The organism is Guyparkeria sp. SB14A, assembly GCF_005096345.1.
In the GTDB taxonomy this organism is placed as follows: Bacteria; Pseudomonadota; Gammaproteobacteria; order Halothiobacillales; family Halothiobacillaceae; genus Guyparkeria; species Guyparkeria hydrothermalis.
The window spans coordinates 83,257-97,182 of record NZ_SWAW01000001.1; the positions used below are offsets into that span (position 1 = coordinate 83,257).

A 13,926-nucleotide genomic window follows, 5' to 3' on the forward strand; every position below is an offset into this window, starting at 1 on the left:
CGCTACATGCTCTGGTTCGGGCTACTGGTGGAGCCGCCGTCGTTCTCGTCGTGGTCGTGGCCGTTGTAGACCTCGCGCACGTGGTTGAGCGTGGTGCCGGTGGTGGCGTAGCGGTCGGTAATGTCGCCTTTCACCTTGAGATTGCCGTCGATGGTCACCTCGCTGGTGATGAGCGTCGTCGGGGCGGTAGCCTCGAGGTGGTCAACGGCGGTCACCTTCACCTTGTCGCGCATCAGGTGGACCTTGTTGCCCCGGTCGTCGTAGAGGGCCACCTCGCCCGGCGCGAGATTCGTCAGGCGGTAGCGCCGATCGGCGACGGTCACGGCCACGGTGTGGGAGCGGTCGCCGCCCAACGCGGCCAGCAGCGCCTCGGCGCCGGGGTGCGGGTGCGCGGTCAGGCCGTAGGCCTCGAAGTGCTCCACGCCGCTCATCAGCTCGCCGGCCAGCCCCTCGACCTGCAACGACTGCATCAGCGTGCCCGGGTCGATCAGCCGCACCACGCCACGGGTGAACAGCACGCGCAGCCGCCGGCGCAGCGGGGCCATGAGCCGGTTGGTGCCGCGCACGCTCACGAGTCGGCCCCCTGCGTCCAGATCATGGTGTCCTCGCTCTCGCCCTCGTCGTCTTCCGGCAGCGGCACGAGGTCGAAGGCCTCCGCCGGCATCACGGCCAGCTTGCTTCGCTGGCCCTGCTCGTCCTGTTTGAACGTCACCGACGAGATCAGCCGGTCGGCATTGATGCCCAGCCACTCGTCGCGCACCGGCACCAGCGCATTGGGCGACCACGGCCCGGAATCGTTTTGCCACCCGGTGACGGTGTAGGTGGCCTGCTGCGATCGCCCCCAGGCCACGTTGCGCTGCCACTGGGCGCGCCGTTGGCAGTCGGCCGTGTCGGCCGGGCCGTCGGCGATCATCGAGGTAGGGCGGAAGCGGGCGACGCGGTCGTCCGTTGCCTCGCCGCGGGCATGTGCCGCGGCGTCCCCGTTGAAGGTGTCGCTGCCGTTGCCCTGGGCGAGCACGGTGTAGCGGGAGAAGCGGTCGCGCATGCTGGCCTTGCCGGCCGCCGCGCGGATGGTCTCCCCGAGCACCAGCGCCGGGCCAACGCGCGCACCACCGGCGCGGATGATCACCAGGTTGCCGTCGGCATCGGAGACAAAGCGCACCGCGCGGATGCGGGCGAGGCGTTCGAGGAATTCCCAGATCGTCTGTTCCGGCTCGAGGCGCTCCTTGCGGAACGGACCGCCCACGTCCGTGGCGCCCGTCACCGAAATGCCGAAGCGCCCGGCGAGATCCCGCGCGATCTGCAACAGCGTCTGTCCGGTCCATTCCAGGCCCTTGCCGCCTTCTCCCACCAGCGAGCAGTCGACCAGGTCGCCGGCCTTGCTCCGGCCGCTGATGGTCACGCCGTGGCTGCTGCCGTCGTAGCTGGGTTCCACGTCGTCGATGTAGCCGGTGATGATGGCCTGCTCGTTGAGCAGCACGCGGCACGGTGCCCCGGCGCGGATCGGGCGGCGCGTCTCCGAGCCCGGCCACTTCTCCGTGAGCGAGACCTCGAACGTATGCGCCACGGTCTCCAGCGAGCGGGTCACCGTCACCGTCTTCCAGCCGCCGTAGCGGCGGCCGTCGACCTGCAGGCGGATCTCGTCAGGCATCGAGCACCTCCAGCGGCTGGCCACCGACGATAAAGCCGGGGTGGTGAATGCCGTTGCGCGCCACGATCTCCGTCTCGCGGGTGGCATCGCCGTAGATCTGGTGCGCCAACGCCAGCGCCGGGGTGGTGCTGCGCGGCTGGACGCGCTTCAATCTCGGCACCCGGGCACCGCGCACGCGCAGATCCTCGGCCACGGTGGCGCGCAGGGTCGCCAGCGACTGGTAGACCGTGTCGTCTATCGGATCGCCGTTGACCGGGTCAGTCGCTTCCTGCTGATCGTCGATCTCGTCGAGGATGGTGGTGGCGGTGCGGGTGGCATCCGCGCGGGAGGCATAGTCCGCCTGGGCGGCCTGCTTCGCCGCCCCCACCAGCGCCGCCCGGCGCGTCAGGGTATGCACCGCCGCCACGTTGCGCGCCTGCCGGCGGCGGTTGGTGGTGGTCGTGGGCACGCTGGGCGCATCGTCACCGGCGGAGAACAGGCGCTGGAACTGGCGCACGGCATTCAGCGCAGTGGTGGCCGACGGGTAGCCCAGCACCTCGTCGAGCAGGTAGGCGGCCATGGCGGCCGGGTCATCGACCAGCCCGGCGATCGCGGTGGCGTGCTGGGTGATCTCGCTCAACACCCGGCTGGTCTCCGTCTGCACGGCTTGCACGAAATACTGCGGCTGGCCATCCACGGAGAACGTCCGGGCGAAATCCTGCGTGGCCGCCTCGGCCAGCGCATCGGCGCGGGCGTTCACCTGCTCGCCGGTGGCCGGGCTCTCGCCGGGGTACTCCGCCTGGCCCGCCTCGATGAACTCGATGGTGAAGGTGGCCATGCCACCCTCGCGGGTGGTTTCGCGCACCTGGTAGTCGCGCCCCGTGCAGCGCACCTGGCCGCGATACGGGTGGATCAGCGTGCCGGCACCCGCCTCGAGCGCGTCGATCAGCCGGTCGCGCGCCGCCATGTAGTCCGCCCCCAGGACGAACGCCTCCACCGAGAAGCGCCGCGCCTTGCGGCCCAGATCCTCGGCGTAGGGTTCGTCCCGGTTCGGGTACTCGTGCAGCGCCACCCGACGGCCGCCACTCCCGGAAACCGACCGGGTGGCGAACGGCACGCCCGCGAACGACGCCTGTTGCAGCTGCTCTCGCCAGCTCATCCACCCCTCCAAACGCAAAAAAGCCGCCACCCTGGCGCCCGGAGTCGGGGCAGGGTGGCGGCTTTTCGCTGGTGCGTTACGCCTAAATCGTTGTTATCGCGGAGTATAGCACCCTAGCTGATCGCGCAAAGAATGGCGTGGTTGGCTTGATCGACCGGCCGAATAAGGGCGTTCAGGTGGTCCCCTGTCATCCCTTCGATCGTCCCATCCCCGGCGGCGTCAGCCAAGTGGCGGAGCGCCTCCAGGTACACACCCTGTTGCAGCGCCAGTTGCATCGGGTCTTCGGCCTGGGTGGCCTCTGCCTGCCCCGGCTTTTTCATTTCAACGACAGCCATTACCGCAACCTCACCATGGTTTTTCTTTGCGCTCTATTGTCGAGGGCTTTTTGCAGTCTCTGCGCCCAGCTTTTGTATGGGATGCGGCCTATCCCTTTGATCGGCACCTCCTTGTTCATTTCAGGCAAGACCATGCTGTTCAACCAGACCATAAAGCGATACGACCGCGGTGTTTTGGGCCAATGAACGAAACTGCTCACGGTCGACTCGTCCATCATCTGCCCGTCGTAGCTGCGGCAGCGGGCCCAAAGCGGAGGGTGGGTGGCGAAGAACACGTCAGCGGAGAATTGCAGCGCCCGTGCCACGTCCTGAATGAAAAACCACGGTTTGCCATCCGGCGCAGTGAGCACGCGCACTTTGCAGCCCTCGAACTCGAAGGTCTTCGGCTTGATTGCTTGCATCACTGCACCCCCTGCGCCTGCTGGATAAGTCGCTTGGTCACGCTCTTGGCGAAGATCGGGCTGGTGCGCGCCTGTGGGCCGACCTCGTTGCAAATCCAGCCGGCGACGGCATCACCGTCTTCCGACCCGCCGGTAAAGCACAGGCCGTAGGCCCCGCCAAGGTTGAGGAAGATCGCCTGCCGCTCGCCGGCAGGCGTCGGCACGGGGCGCAGCTTCTTCATGTCGTCGTCCAGCGCGGCCAGCACTTTGCCGAACGTCTTCTGGATGCCGAGCGCGGCGGCCAGATCGGCGGCGCAGAACCATGGCTCGCCTTGCAGGTGGGGTTCCACCAGCACCGGCGTGCTGCGGAAGTGAAAGGTCAGCAGTGTCTTGTTACAATCCATGGGTCACCTCGCTTGTCAATGCGGTGATTGGGCCTCCGGTGTTACCGCACCTGAGGCCCTTTTTCGTTATGCCGTTTCGGCATCCTTCGCTTCGGGGAGGGCGAACAGGTCACGCTGCTTGTCGATGTCCAGCGCCCCGTCCAGAACCTCGTCCAGGTAGGCCGACACCTTGCGCCGCAGGGTGTTGTCCTTCATCCGATCCAGCCGGGCGGCGATCATCGAGACGCGATCCGCCTCCTTGAGCCGCAGCTCCCGGCTCTTGGCTATGTCCAGCGCCCCGCCGGCCACGCGCCCGGCGCGTTCCATCTGGAGCAGGTAGGCCTTGACCGTCTTGGAGGCGTCCGTCTGGGATTCCATGCCGGCGATCAGGAACGTGTCCCAAGCAACCAACGTTGTCTTCCCATCGTTCCGCTTAATGCCAAGTGCCTTCACAGCGAGGCTCTTGGCGTCTTCTCCAAGCGCTCCCACAGGGATCGATTCTGTGTCATGCCGCTCGCAAAGACGCCGCAGGCCAGATTCATTCCCATACCCAAACACTCTCGCCAATTCAGAACGCATCGCGTAGCCACGACCCCGATGCTCCAGCAGATTGAAGCCGAAGTGATCTGCCGCCTTGCGGAACATCTCCAGCTCCGTCTTTCGGTCCAGGTCGCCGATCAGGCTCTGGATCTTGTCGTGATCCTGGTTGAGTACGGCAATTTCCAGATCAAGCATGCTCGCCATGATGTTTCTCCTCTTTGCTGGCTTCTTGGTTCAAGGCCTGCTCTACAAGTTTGTTCAACATGTAATTGATTGACCGGTCTTCTTGGTTCGCCTTTGCGACTACTCGCTCACGGAGCTCGTCGCTCATGCGGAACGGGTAAGCGTAGGGTTGTCCCGGCATCTTGTTCTCCTGGGTTCCAAGTGGATCTAGTCGAATGGAGTCGATTCGACATACGTAGAGTAGAGCTGATTTCACTAGGTGTCAAATCGACACTATAGAGATGCTATCGAATCGCCGCTATGTTTCGCGCATGGCATACGACTTCCCCAGCGACAAACTCGACAAATTCATGCTCCGGCTCCCAGAGGGGATGCGCGCGCAGATAAAGGCGGCCGCTGAGCAGAACGACCGCTCCATGAACTCGGAGATCGTGGCGAGACTCAAGTTGAGCTTCGAGACAGATGAGGTGTTCGAGGGGGTAAGTCGTGATGACCCCCTTTCCATGATGCGCGCAGGCACAAAGGTGATGGAGGCAACGCTCAAGTCATTCGAGAAGGGCGTTCGCCTCTTGGAGATCGAGCGGGAAAAAGATGAGGAGGGCGGTGGTTCGTAAGTGATCCACTGTGAGTCACTTTTTATCTCGTACACAATGTACGAATGTCGCCCCATCTAGGCGGCCAAACAGACAGAACATGGGGGACATCGGTTGATCTGAACATCGATCGCCCCTGTTTTAATCCCCACACACGGGGAGATCGGTCGGATTTTTCACCGATGTCCCGGCTTCGGAGCCGAGCAGGATTTCGGCTAGGCTCTGTCTGCCAACCACGATATGGAGAAAAACCTCATGGACGCTCGCATTGCAACCGCCGCCTTCACCCTCGCCATGGCATTTGCCGGTACTTCTGTCGCCGCCTCGGTGGACCACTATTACGAGTTCCACGAGGGCCACAAGTATGGCTACGGGGCGTTGGGTAGCAGTGAGCTGACCATGGTCCGGTACCTGGGCGAAAGGGGTGGTGTGCACAAGGTTGTACTCACCGCCGACGACGCGGCTGTTGTCTTCGCCTGCGAGATACCCTGCAAGCACATGAAGGCGAATCAGTACCAGGGCAGCACCTACCAAGGCCAAAAAGTGATCAAGGTCGAAGAGGGTTCGATTGGCTGGGAGGTGTTCAAGGATATCGAGGCCGGCAATCTGGATCGGGTGCTCGCCGGGAGTAACCGCATGCTCTGGTCAGAGCCGGGCAAGGGTCTGCAATTGGTCGAGCTCGACTAACCGCCTCCGGAAGCATTCGTACATCGTGTACGAACGCTTCCCACCCGCGCCATCACGGCGCGAGCGTCATGCCCGAGTCGATGTCGATGTCGAGGTTCTCGGCGCTGACGCTCTGCACCTTCGCCCGGCCTTCCTGGTCGATCTTGATGCGGAGATCACCCTTCATGCGCTTTTCCTCGCGCTCGTTGATTTCAACGGCGCGCTTGGCATCCTCGTTGCCGAAGAAGGCCAGCGTGCGGGCAACGCCCTCGCCGATCGCATCGCCCAGCTTGGCGCCGCCTTCCCAGCCCATCGCGTTGTCTTGCGACAGGGCGCCCTTGTAGATGTTCGTCCCCACGGCGTAGCCGACGCCGCCGGCGGCCGTCACGGCCCCGCCGCCGAGAAGCATCTGCCGGCGACTGGGCAAGCGGAGATTGCGCCGGGGGCGCGGCTTGCCGCCGGGGCCACCGCCGCCCATCATCCCGCCGCTGGGCATGTTGACCACGTAGACGGATTGCACGCCTGTGGTCTCTTCCAGCGCCTTGCCCACGGCAAGGCCGCTGCCCAGCCCGCCCATCTTGCCGGCCAGCTTTTGCAGCCCCTTGCCGCCGTAGCGCATCCCGGCCAGGCCGGCAATGCCGGCGACGACGCCGCCGGTCATGAGCTCGCCGCCGGAAAGCTTCTGCTCGTCGAGCAGGTACTTTGCCGCCTTGACAAGGGTGTCGTTGATCGGCTGGGCGAACCCGTCGGCCGCTTCACGAAGTGTGGCCTTGAGGCGGTTGGCCTGGTCGACGGCGTTGTTGATCGCCCCGGGCAGACGCTTCTCGATATCGCCGGCGGCATCGCCGATCTGACTGCTAATTTCCCTGGCAGCCGGAATATTCCCTTCGGCTAGCAGGATGCGCAGGCCGCGAATGGTGTCGAGGTCCGCCGCGCCAAAGGCATTCTCGATAAACGAGGACCGTTGCTGGTCGGTCTCGAGCTTCTGGTACTGCTCCGAGATATCTTCAATCACGTCGAAGGCAGCGCGGCGATCGCCCTCGGCGTTGTAGAAGCTGACGCCCGTCGCCTTGCTGGCCCGATTTAGATATTTCTGGTTGGTGAATAGGCGCAGCGTGGAATCAACTAGCGTGGTGAGTCGCTCTGGGTTCTCGACGTCCTGAGAGAGTTGCTCGATAAAGCCAAGCGTGTCCTCGAATGACAGGCCTGCCGTCTTCGCGTTGACACCCACGCGGGAGAAGATGCCGGACAGGTCTTCTAGTTCGGCCTTGCCAGCGTCACCAGCGACCACCATTTGGTCGAGGATTTCGACGACCTTCTCCGGATTGGAGAGATCGAACTCGAACGACTTAGCCGCCACCGTCAGGGCGGACGAGAGGGTTTCCGCCCGGGCGCCCGTTACCGCCATGGCCGGGTTGATGGCGCTGATGCTGGACATCGCTTCCTCCCAGCTCATGCCGGCCTGCACCAGGTTGCCGAAACCGCCCAGCAGGGAGTCGAAGCTCTGGCCGGTTTCCTCGGCCATGCCGTGCAGTTCCTTGCGCAGGTTGGCGGCCATTTCCTGGGTGGCGCCGGCCATCTGCTGGACGCGGATGAGGGCCTTGTCGGTCTGGCCGGAGTCGACGACGGCCTGAATGCTCTTGTAGGCGGCTACCCCGCCGGTGGCCATGGCGGCGTACTTGCCGCCCATGGCTTCCATGCTGCGCCCGAGCGCGGCGGTGGCCCCTTGTAGTTTGCCCAGGTAGCGGCTGCTTCGACTGGAGAACCGCTGCATGTCCTGCGTGTACTTGCGGGCCTGCCGTTGCAGGTCCCCGGACATGGAAATGACGATGCTGGCTTCTGCGTCACTCATGGATTGTCCTCAGCGTTTGGACGAGCTCGCGCTCGGTCAGGGAAAGCAGCTCGGTGCGTGACCAGTGCATCTGCGCGCCGAGCCGGGCGACGACCTTACTCAGCAGGGGCGCCGCCCGCATCATCTCGCCCCCGCTGCGCCACCTCGGCGGACGCGGACTCCAGTGCCTGGGCCTTGAATTGCAGGCGCTGGTAGTCGGTGGGGGAAAGCATCTTTACCTGCCGGAGCGAGAGGGGGCCGGGGATCTCGCCGATGGATACCACCTGCTTGCCCAGCACGATGGCCCCCACCATGGTCGGGCTGACCAAAAGCTGGTAGCCGTCCGGGGTAGGCACCATTTTTTCGGCCTCGGCGTTGGCCTCGATCACGTCGCCGGCGGTGGGCTCGCGCAAGACGGCGTGGCGCTGCGGCTCGCCGTCGAGCTTGAGACCGTCGACCAGTTCCACTTCGGTCTTCGCCATCAGGAGACCTCCTCACAGGTCATGCCGGTGAAGTTGAGGCTGACCTCGTTACCGTTGAGCTCGGCCGGGCCGTCGATCCACGCGTTGCGCAGCAGGTACGTCTTGCCGGTGTCGGTCTCGAAGACGATGGAGGCATCCGTGATCTGCCCCAGGTCGGTCAGGGAGATGTCGGCGGTGTGGTTGATACTGCACTGGATGGTCGGCGCCACCGGGCTTTCCGAGTAGCCATCCACGCCGCGGTCGGACATGGCGGCTTCCCGGGAGACGCCGCCGGGGTTGAGGGTTGCGCCCTCCTTGGAGCGCATGTCGGTGCCGTTGACCTTGATGAAGGCGCGGCCGGTTACTTGTCCCATGGGTCAGTCTCCTCGGTTACAGGCGGAATTGAACGGCGGCGGCGAAGACGCGGAACTGGTTGATCAGGTCCGGCGGCATCACCGTGTTGATCCGGTTCGGATCGGAGCTGCTACGCACGACCAGCAGGTCTTCCTTGAACTGGTCGAAGTTCTCGACCAGGCCGGCTTGTTCGAGGTCCCGGAACAGGCCCAGCAGTTCGGCGCGGATCACGTTGGGCGTGACCACGGCCTGACCCGGCGCGAAGGCGGTGCCGTCGTCGGCCAGCTTGTGGCGCGGGTAGCGCATGGCGATGCGCGCCCGGGTGGCGTAGCGCACGTAGTCCACCGTCCACTTGGTGTTCAGGTCGAGGTAGCTGATGTCCTCGATGCCGGCGGCGTTGGTCTGGTAGTTGGTGATCACCCGCTCGACCAGCACCCGGCCGCCGTCATCGACGGTGAAGGTGGCGATGCCGTCATGAAGCAGCAGGTCGCGTTCCTCGCGGGTAAACCGGGAGGCAGGCGGCGGGGGCAGCAGGCCGTCGATCGCCAGCGTCTGGAACGGGCGGGCCGGGTCGATCGCGCCGTGGTACTCGACCACGCCGGCGAGCGCCGCCGCCCAGATCCACGGCGGGTTGGGGGCATCCGCCGCGCCCATGGTGGTGACGTGCGGGCTGTTGCGCCCGTCGCTCCAGGTGCCCAGCTCGGCATGCGTGCCGGCGAGACCGGTGAAGACGTGGCCGGTCTTCTGCTCCAGCGGCCCCCAGCGGTCCTGCAGCTCGGTCTCCAGCGCGGTCATGTTGGCGTCGTCGGTCCAGCCGCTGACGATGGTGTAGTACTGGGTATCGCCGATCGCGGCCAGTGCCAGGGAAATGTCCGGGTTGGCGGTGCCGCTGGCCATGTCGGTGATGGCCAGGGTCACGCCGCCCGGCAGGGATTCGCCCTGGTAGTAGTTGGCGCGGATGTCGATGTCGTTGCCCGCCTCGCCGGCATTGCGCGCGGTGACGTCCACCTCGTTGGTGTTGGTGGCGTTGACGGCGGCGGTGACCGGCAGGTCGGTCTTCGCGTTGATCGCGTCGACGATGGCCTGCGTGATCACGACCTGCGTGTCGGCGGCGGTAACGCCAACGCGCACCCGGTGGCCGGCGATGTAGAGCGCCAGCGTGCCGGAGGCGGTGGCCGTGCCGGTCACGGTGATCTTGCCGGTCGCGGCGGCGGCAGCGGCGTCGTCATCCAGGGCGACGGCCCACACCTCGGAGGTGCGGTTGACCGCGCGCAGGGCCTTGAGCATGCCGGCGATCTGCGAGCCACGGCCGAAGAAGCCCTCGCCCTGTTCGCCGTCGAGTACCTGCACCGGGGTTTCGGCCTCGACCGAGCCGCCGGTGAGTCGCTGGCCGAGCACCAGCACCTTGCGCGGCATGCCGGGCAGGCCCTGAACGGCGAGGCTGTTGTCGATCTCGATGTACTGGCCCGGTGTGCGGATGTCGACCGGGATCTGGTTGAAGCTGACGTTGTCCGGCATGGCTTATTTCTCCTGCTTGCGGGGCGGCTGGGGCGGCTCGACGTCGCCGTCGCGCAGGCGGCGCCGCCAGTAGGTGGTGAGCGTGACTTTCTCGCCGCGCTCGGGCAGTGGCTTGCGGGTGGCCGGGTCGAGTACCCGGATGCCCTTGCGGGGCTTGAGCTTGATGGTCTGCATGCGGCGTCTCCTATGTCTGGATGTCGTCCTGGGCGTCCGGCGGGTTGGTGTAGTCCTCGTCGACTGCCCACGTCTGGTGGTGCTCCGGCGTGAACGGCGGGATGTCCATGTCCACGTGCACCAGGTTGAGGTCGGCCAGCACCTTGAGGCTGTCGGGCGTGAGCTCGACGGGGCCGAAATCGAGATCCACGGCCACCCAGCCATACGGGTGATCGATCTGCATGCTCTGCTTCCAGCGCACGGGGCGAACCTGCACGCCCTTTACCCGCTCGCAGAAGTCGCGCATCTCGTCGATCATCGCGAGCTCGGCCTCCTCGATCTCCTCGCCGGTGGCCTTCTCGCCCAGCTGGATCTGCCCGACGAGCACGGCGCCGAAGTGCTCCGCGTAGCGCTCGATCTGGGCCTGCCCCTCGCAGAGCAGCGTCCAGACGCCGGCCTCTAGGTCGGAATGCTTGCGCCGGGCGAACTCCTGGTAGGAGCGCGTCACTACCCGGCCCGGTACCTGGGCGGCCATGGTGTCCGCGAGGATCTTCAGGAAGACGCCGATGGTGCTCACAGGCCGACCTCCTTGATGCCAGCGGCGATGCCTTCACGGATCAGCCGGGTCAGGTTGTCGAAGTTGTCGTCCAGCGCTGGGCGAAGGTAGGGCTGCGGCTCGATGCCTTTCTCCCGGATGCTCCGGGCGATCACGAATGCAAGTTGCCGCTCGGACATGGATTGGTCATAAGGGGAAATGCGTTTGTCCCTGATCCACTGAACAAGCGACGAGGGCGATCCATTCTCCGGGCGAATGTCCGGCGCGCGCCCTCCAGGCGGCCGCCCGTGCTCGACAAACTGCGCGTAGTTAACATTCGATCCGATGACCACGGTCAACGGGTCGATGAAACGCATCAACGTCCGATCCCGCAGATCATGGCTGGCTACCGGCGCGGTCTTCCGTGCCTGGTCCGTGATGTCCTGCGCCCCACGACGCAGCCCGTTGCTGGCATGACGCATCACAACCTTGGGTGCCTTTTTCAGCGCACGCCGAACCTGCCGGTCACGGATCTCGAAGTTGAGCCGCATCGTCATGCGCGCCTCCCGAACTCGTCCATCAGTTGCTGGTAGAGCGCCGCCGGGGTGCCGTTCTTCGGCCCCTGGGTGACGCCGTCGCGCATCTGCACCGGCTTGCCGATGTTGCGCAGGCTCATTTCCTTCATGGCCTCGGCCTGGGCGCGAAGCATCAGCAGGCCACGGTCGGCGGCGCGGACGGTGGTGTCCGTCGCCGTGGCGGCGATCACGTGCTGCGCCACGTAGGTGACCTGGCAGGCGCCCCCGTAACGGGTGACCTGGGCGACGGTCGGCGCCGGGCGGAAGACCACCCACGGCTGGCTGCCGTCGTGCTCGGCGGTCAGGCGCGGGCGGCGGCCGGTATAGGCCGGGTCCCACGGCTTGGTGTCCGGGGTGGCCCAGCTCGACGAGTGAACGCGGACGAGATCCGCCGGGGCGGCATAACGGTCCGTGCCGGCCTCGACGGTCAGGGAGGTGCGAGCCAGCCGGGGCCGCACGGCCGTGAGCGCCTCGGCGGCAACGTCGACGAAGCGGTCGAAGTCGGCCGGGTCGAAGACGTTGGCCGCGTCCTGCAGGGAGGCGGTCAGGTCAGCGGTCAGGCTGGTGCGGGTCATGTCGCTCATGTCGTCAGCATCCAGACGGAAACGCCCACGAGCGTGCTGCTCGCGATGCTCATTACCCCGCCGATCACGGCGACAACGGCCCAGCGGGAGATGCCCCAGCGCAGGGCGTCGGCGGCGGCATGGCTCTGGTGGAACTGCTCGAGGGAACGGATGCGGCGCTCGTGGTCGTCCAGCTCCTCGCCCATGCGGCCCTGGCCAGATCGGATCGCCTTCATGTCGGTGTCCACGCGCACCAGGTCGCGGAAAGCGCTAACCAGGTCCTTCACGTCTGCGCGAATGCCGGCGACCTCGTTGCGGACGCTCTCCACTCGCTCCTCGAGGGCGCGGACAATGCCGTCTTCACTGCTGCTCATCGGTTGCCTCGTGCCAGTCGATCAGTCGGTTGAAGCGTGCGGCGAGGGTGGCGTATCGCGCGGCCCAGCCGATGCAGTGCCCCCAGACGGCCGGTTCGGCAAGGTCGGCAGGGGCTCGGGCCTCGTCAGGAGTGAGCCGGGGGGCTCGGGGCAGTTCATCACCACCGGGGCCGGCTCGGGCGGCATCGTTGAGCAGCCGGACAGCACCGCGAGTAGGGCGGCACTCAGCACGATCCGGAGCCTCGGCGGCGGCACGTTCTTGGAGATCCCCATAGTCGTCCTCGATCTGTTGCTGCTGTTTCGCCCAGGCGATGGCAATGGCCTGGTTCTCTGCCTGCCACTCGGCCTGCTGGTCGAGTGCCCGCTTGAGCCCGTCGACGTGCTGCTGGGCCAGCCGGGCCCGCTCCTCGCTCCAGTCGGCGCGGGTGGCGTTCTCTCCGGCCGACTGCCCGAGGCTGTAGGCCGCCCAGAGCAGGACGACCATCGCCGCGAGGATGCCAACGCCGAGCAGAGCGCGCTTCACGGGCCCACCACCATCTGCGTCCAGTAGCCCCAGATCCGCCGCACGTAGGTGGTGGTCTCCTTGGCGTGGCGGCCGGTGACAGACGGCAGGCACTTGATGACCAGCCGGTACCGGTTGGCCCCGTCACAGCGGCGCTGGGCCTGCAGGATGTTGCCAGCGCCGGCGTTGTAGCTGGCTGCCGCCAGGCTGTAGCGGTCGGCGGCCGGGCGGGGTGCGCTCCAGAAGGCGATCTGCTTGCCCTGGTAGTACGCGCCGGCGAGGATCGCCGGGCGGGCCATCAGCGGGGAGACGTGCCCCAGATCGAGCTCGCGCGCCACGTCCTGCCAGGTGCCCGGCATGAACTGGGCAACGCCCTGCGCCCCGACCGGGGAGACGGCCGACGGGTCCAGCCGGCTTTCCTGGAACAGCTGCGCTTTCCACAGCCGCCAGTCGTAGCCGGGCAGGTACTGCTCGGCCGCCTGCTGGATCGTCGGGTCGTACCGGTCAGGAAAAGAGGAGTCCGACCAGCAGGCAGACGCCCAGAAAACGCAGACCGTGATAAAGGGCAAGGCCCAGCGGGTCATGGCGCAGCACCTCAATCGCTTCGCGGAAAGAGTGCCCCGCGCGGCGATCAAGCCACCGGAGCGTGAAAACAGCGCCGATGACGGCCGCGAGGGCCATCACCAGCGTGAACAGGGTCGAGGTGAAGAGCACTTCACTCATCGCCGCCTGCCTCCTTGTTGGCCGGCTTCTCGCCGTCCGTCTGGGCCTCGTCGTCGCCGGCCGGCTGGTCGGCATCCGACGACTCGTCGCCGTCCTCGCCGTTCAGCTGGTTGGCCGCGCGGGTCATCATCGTCTGCTGAATCGCTGAGACGAGGCTGGAGCGCTTCTTGCCGTCCTTCTCGAGTTGCTCCAGCTCGGCCAGTTGCTCGTCGTTGAGGCTGTCCAGCTCGGCGGTGATGTCCTTCACCGACTTCTCGAGCAGTGCACCGAGACCGGTGGCCTCCGTCAGATCTGCGTCGAGGTCGTTGAAGTCCACCGGCTTGCGCGGGCGGTTGAGCAGGGTCTCGTCCACCTCGCGGGTCTCGCCGGGTGGAATCGACTTGGTGCCGACGTGCACCGTGCTTTTGCCGTCGTTGTGATACGGGATAAGCGCCATGGATAATTCCTCCTAGGTAAAGCGATAGGGCG

Annotated in this window: 23 protein-coding genes; 2 read left to right on the top strand and 21 right to left on the bottom strand. The window is 66.0% G+C overall.

Features of this window, described 5'->3' with window-relative positions:
• Nucleotides 1-2 precede the first annotated feature (2 nt).
• From FAZ79_RS00415 to FAZ79_RS00450, 8 genes are all read right to left on the bottom strand, one after another.
• Entirely contained in the window at nucleotides 3-572 is a 570-nt protein-coding gene (locus FAZ79_RS00415) for a phage baseplate assembly protein V (RefSeq protein ID WP_211238761.1), read from the bottom strand.
• Nucleotides 569-1,651 carry a phage baseplate assembly protein gene (locus tag FAZ79_RS00420; protein WP_136865947.1) on the bottom strand — a complete coding sequence of 361 codons (1,083 nt, stop codon included), beginning with the start codon at nucleotides 1,649-1,651 and terminating at the stop codon, nucleotides 569-571. Before FAZ79_RS00420 ends, FAZ79_RS00415 begins: the two co-directional genes overlap by 4 nt.
• Nucleotides 1,644-2,789, bottom strand: a complete 1,146-nt coding sequence (locus FAZ79_RS00425) for a DNA circularization N-terminal domain-containing protein (protein ID WP_136865948.1) — start codon at nucleotides 2,787-2,789, stop codon at nucleotides 1,644-1,646. The genes FAZ79_RS00420 and FAZ79_RS00425 overlap by 8 nt, the downstream gene beginning before the upstream one ends.
• Before the next feature lie 113 nt (nucleotides 2,790-2,902).
• Complete coding sequence (locus FAZ79_RS00430) at nucleotides 2,903-3,124, bottom strand: hypothetical protein (protein WP_136865949.1); 222 nt, start codon at nucleotides 3,122-3,124, stop codon at nucleotides 2,903-2,905.
• Nucleotides 3,124-3,525: a hypothetical protein gene (locus FAZ79_RS00435; RefSeq protein WP_136865950.1), complete on the bottom strand. Its 402-nt coding sequence runs from the start codon at nucleotides 3,523-3,525 to the stop codon at nucleotides 3,124-3,126. The genes FAZ79_RS00430 and FAZ79_RS00435 overlap by 1 nt, the downstream gene beginning before the upstream one ends.
• The gene (locus tag FAZ79_RS00440) at nucleotides 3,525-3,908 is read right to left on the bottom strand and encodes a BRO family protein (protein ID WP_136865951.1); all 384 of its coding nucleotides are present in this window, start codon (nucleotides 3,906-3,908) and stop codon (nucleotides 3,525-3,527) included. Before FAZ79_RS00440 ends, FAZ79_RS00435 begins: the two co-directional genes overlap by 1 nt.
• A 66-nt stretch (nucleotides 3,909-3,974) precedes the next feature.
• Nucleotides 3,975-4,631 (bottom strand): hypothetical protein, encoded by a 657-nt coding sequence (locus FAZ79_RS00445; protein ID WP_136865952.1) that lies wholly within the window; start codon nucleotides 4,629-4,631, stop codon nucleotides 3,975-3,977.
• Complete coding sequence (locus tag FAZ79_RS00450) at nucleotides 4,615-4,791, bottom strand: Arc family DNA-binding protein (RefSeq protein ID WP_136865953.1); 177 nt, start codon at nucleotides 4,789-4,791, stop codon at nucleotides 4,615-4,617. Before FAZ79_RS00450 ends, FAZ79_RS00445 begins: the two co-directional genes overlap by 17 nt.
• Nucleotides 4,792-4,921: 130 nt before the next feature.
• On the opposite strand from FAZ79_RS00450, the gene FAZ79_RS11775 reads away from it, so the two are divergent.
• Together FAZ79_RS11775 and FAZ79_RS00460 are read left to right on the top strand one after the other, a co-directional pair.
• Nucleotides 4,922-5,224, top strand: a complete 303-nt coding sequence (locus FAZ79_RS11775; RefSeq protein ID WP_136865954.1) for an Arc family DNA-binding protein — start codon at nucleotides 4,922-4,924, stop codon at nucleotides 5,222-5,224.
• 234 nt (nucleotides 5,225-5,458) lie between these two features.
• Complete coding sequence (locus tag FAZ79_RS00460) at nucleotides 5,459-5,890, top strand: hypothetical protein (RefSeq protein WP_136865955.1); 432 nt, start codon at nucleotides 5,459-5,461, stop codon at nucleotides 5,888-5,890.
• Nucleotides 5,891-5,942: 52 nt separating this feature from the next.
• Here the strand turns inward: FAZ79_RS00460 and FAZ79_RS00465 are convergent, their stop codons facing one another.
• The 13 genes from FAZ79_RS00465 to FAZ79_RS00520 form a co-directional block, all read right to left on the bottom strand.
• Entirely contained in the window at nucleotides 5,943-7,721 is a 1,779-nt protein-coding gene (locus FAZ79_RS00465; protein ID WP_136865956.1) for a phage tail tape measure protein, read from the bottom strand.
• A 95-nt stretch (nucleotides 7,722-7,816) separates the two neighbouring features.
• Nucleotides 7,817-8,182, bottom strand: coding sequence for a phage tail assembly protein (locus FAZ79_RS00470; RefSeq protein WP_136865957.1), 366 nt, complete (start codon nucleotides 8,180-8,182; stop codon nucleotides 7,817-7,819).
• A complete protein-coding gene (locus FAZ79_RS00475; protein WP_136865958.1) occupies nucleotides 8,182-8,535 on the bottom strand; it encodes a phage tail tube protein in 354 nt (117 codons plus the stop codon). Before FAZ79_RS00475 ends, FAZ79_RS00470 begins: the two co-directional genes overlap by 1 nt.
• 16 nt (nucleotides 8,536-8,551) lie before the next feature.
• On the bottom strand, nucleotides 8,552-10,033 hold the full coding sequence (locus FAZ79_RS00480; RefSeq protein ID WP_136865959.1) for a phage tail sheath subtilisin-like domain-containing protein: 1,482 nt from the start codon (nucleotides 10,031-10,033) through the stop codon (nucleotides 8,552-8,554).
• Between the two features lie 3 nt (nucleotides 10,034-10,036).
• Entirely contained in the window at nucleotides 10,037-10,207 is a 171-nt protein-coding gene (locus FAZ79_RS00485) for a DUF2635 domain-containing protein (RefSeq protein ID WP_136865960.1), read from the bottom strand.
• Between the two features lie 10 nt (nucleotides 10,208-10,217).
• Nucleotides 10,218-10,763, bottom strand: coding sequence for a hypothetical protein (locus tag FAZ79_RS00490; RefSeq protein ID WP_136865961.1), 546 nt, complete (start codon nucleotides 10,761-10,763; stop codon nucleotides 10,218-10,220).
• A complete protein-coding gene (locus FAZ79_RS11400; protein ID WP_169303497.1) occupies nucleotides 10,760-11,278 on the bottom strand; it encodes an HK97 gp10 family phage protein in 519 nt (172 codons plus the stop codon). Before FAZ79_RS11400 ends, FAZ79_RS00490 begins: the two co-directional genes overlap by 4 nt.
• Nucleotides 11,275-11,880, bottom strand: coding sequence for a hypothetical protein (locus FAZ79_RS11405; RefSeq protein ID WP_169303498.1), 606 nt, complete (start codon nucleotides 11,878-11,880; stop codon nucleotides 11,275-11,277). Before FAZ79_RS11405 ends, FAZ79_RS11400 begins: the two co-directional genes overlap by 4 nt.
• Entirely contained in the window at nucleotides 11,877-12,233 is a 357-nt protein-coding gene (locus FAZ79_RS00500) for a hypothetical protein (RefSeq protein WP_136865963.1), read from the bottom strand. Before FAZ79_RS00500 ends, FAZ79_RS11405 begins: the two co-directional genes overlap by 4 nt.
• Nucleotides 12,220-12,756 carry a hypothetical protein gene (locus FAZ79_RS00505; RefSeq protein WP_136865964.1) on the bottom strand — a complete coding sequence of 179 codons (537 nt, stop codon included), beginning with the start codon at nucleotides 12,754-12,756 and terminating at the stop codon, nucleotides 12,220-12,222. The genes FAZ79_RS00500 and FAZ79_RS00505 overlap by 14 nt, the downstream gene beginning before the upstream one ends.
• Entirely contained in the window at nucleotides 12,753-13,319 is a 567-nt protein-coding gene (locus FAZ79_RS00510; RefSeq protein WP_136865965.1) for a transglycosylase SLT domain-containing protein, read from the bottom strand. The genes FAZ79_RS00505 and FAZ79_RS00510 overlap by 4 nt, the downstream gene beginning before the upstream one ends.
• Nucleotides 13,240-13,458, bottom strand: coding sequence for a hypothetical protein (locus tag FAZ79_RS00515; protein WP_136865966.1), 219 nt, complete (start codon nucleotides 13,456-13,458; stop codon nucleotides 13,240-13,242). The genes FAZ79_RS00510 and FAZ79_RS00515 overlap by 80 nt, the downstream gene beginning before the upstream one ends.
• Complete coding sequence (locus tag FAZ79_RS00520) at nucleotides 13,451-13,894, bottom strand: hypothetical protein (protein ID WP_136865967.1); 444 nt, start codon at nucleotides 13,892-13,894, stop codon at nucleotides 13,451-13,453. The genes FAZ79_RS00515 and FAZ79_RS00520 overlap by 8 nt, the downstream gene beginning before the upstream one ends.
• Between the last annotated feature and the right edge of the window lie 32 nt (nucleotides 13,895-13,926).

Bases quoted from the DNA above. Each gene is read 5' to 3' on its own strand.
- FAZ79_RS00430 (WP_136865949.1), bottom strand. From the start codon at position 3,124: ATGGCTGTCGTTGAAATGAAAAAGCCGGGGCAGGCAGAGGCCACCCAG.
- FAZ79_RS00460 (WP_136865955.1), top strand. From the start codon at position 5,459: ATGGACGCTCGCATTGCAACCGCCGCCTTCACCCTCGCCATGGCATTT.
- FAZ79_RS00500 (WP_136865963.1), bottom strand. From the start codon at position 12,233: ATGAGCAGCAGTGAAGACGGCATTGTCCGCGCCCTCGAGGAGCGAGTG.
- FAZ79_RS00445 (WP_136865952.1), bottom strand. From the start codon at position 4,631: ATGGCGAGCATGCTTGATCTGGAAATTGCCGTACTCAACCAGGATCAC.
- FAZ79_RS00475 (WP_136865958.1), bottom strand. From the start codon at position 8,535: ATGGGACAAGTAACCGGCCGCGCCTTCATCAAGGTCAACGGCACCGAC.
- FAZ79_RS11400 (WP_169303497.1), bottom strand. From the start codon at position 11,278: ATGACGATGCGGCTCAACTTCGAGATCCGTGACCGGCAGGTTCGGCGT.
- FAZ79_RS00450 (WP_136865953.1), bottom strand. From the start codon at position 4,791: ATGCCGGGACAACCCTACGCTTACCCGTTCCGCATGAGCGACGAGCTC.
- FAZ79_RS00420 (WP_136865947.1), bottom strand. From the start codon at position 1,651: ATGCCTGACGAGATCCGCCTGCAGGTCGACGGCCGCCGCTACGGCGGC.
- FAZ79_RS00425 (WP_136865948.1), bottom strand. From the start codon at position 2,789: ATGAGCTGGCGAGAGCAGCTGCAACAGGCGTCGTTCGCGGGCGTGCCG.
- FAZ79_RS00515 (WP_136865966.1), bottom strand. From the start codon at position 13,458: ATGAGTGAAGTGCTCTTCACCTCGACCCTGTTCACGCTGGTGATGGCC.
- FAZ79_RS11775 (WP_136865954.1), top strand. From the start codon at position 4,922: ATGGCATACGACTTCCCCAGCGACAAACTCGACAAATTCATGCTCCGG.
- FAZ79_RS11405 (WP_169303498.1), bottom strand. From the start codon at position 11,880: ATGAGCGACATGACCCGCACCAGCCTGACCGCTGACCTGACCGCCTCC.
- FAZ79_RS00510 (WP_136865965.1), bottom strand. From the start codon at position 13,319: ATGACCCGCTGGGCCTTGCCCTTTATCACGGTCTGCGTTTTCTGGGCG.
- FAZ79_RS00435 (WP_136865950.1), bottom strand. From the start codon at position 3,525: ATGCAAGCAATCAAGCCGAAGACCTTCGAGTTCGAGGGCTGCAAAGTG.
- FAZ79_RS00520 (WP_136865967.1), bottom strand. From the start codon at position 13,894: ATGGCGCTTATCCCGTATCACAACGACGGCAAAAGCACGGTGCACGTC.
- FAZ79_RS00470 (WP_136865957.1), bottom strand. From the start codon at position 8,182: ATGGCGAAGACCGAAGTGGAACTGGTCGACGGTCTCAAGCTCGACGGC.
- FAZ79_RS00465 (WP_136865956.1), bottom strand. From the start codon at position 7,721: ATGAGTGACGCAGAAGCCAGCATCGTCATTTCCATGTCCGGGGACCTG.
- FAZ79_RS00480 (WP_136865959.1), bottom strand. From the start codon at position 10,033: ATGCCGGACAACGTCAGCTTCAACCAGATCCCGGTCGACATCCGCACA.
- FAZ79_RS00440 (WP_136865951.1), bottom strand. From the start codon at position 3,908: ATGGATTGTAACAAGACACTGCTGACCTTTCACTTCCGCAGCACGCCG.
- FAZ79_RS00485 (WP_136865960.1), bottom strand. From the start codon at position 10,207: ATGCAGACCATCAAGCTCAAGCCCCGCAAGGGCATCCGGGTACTCGAC.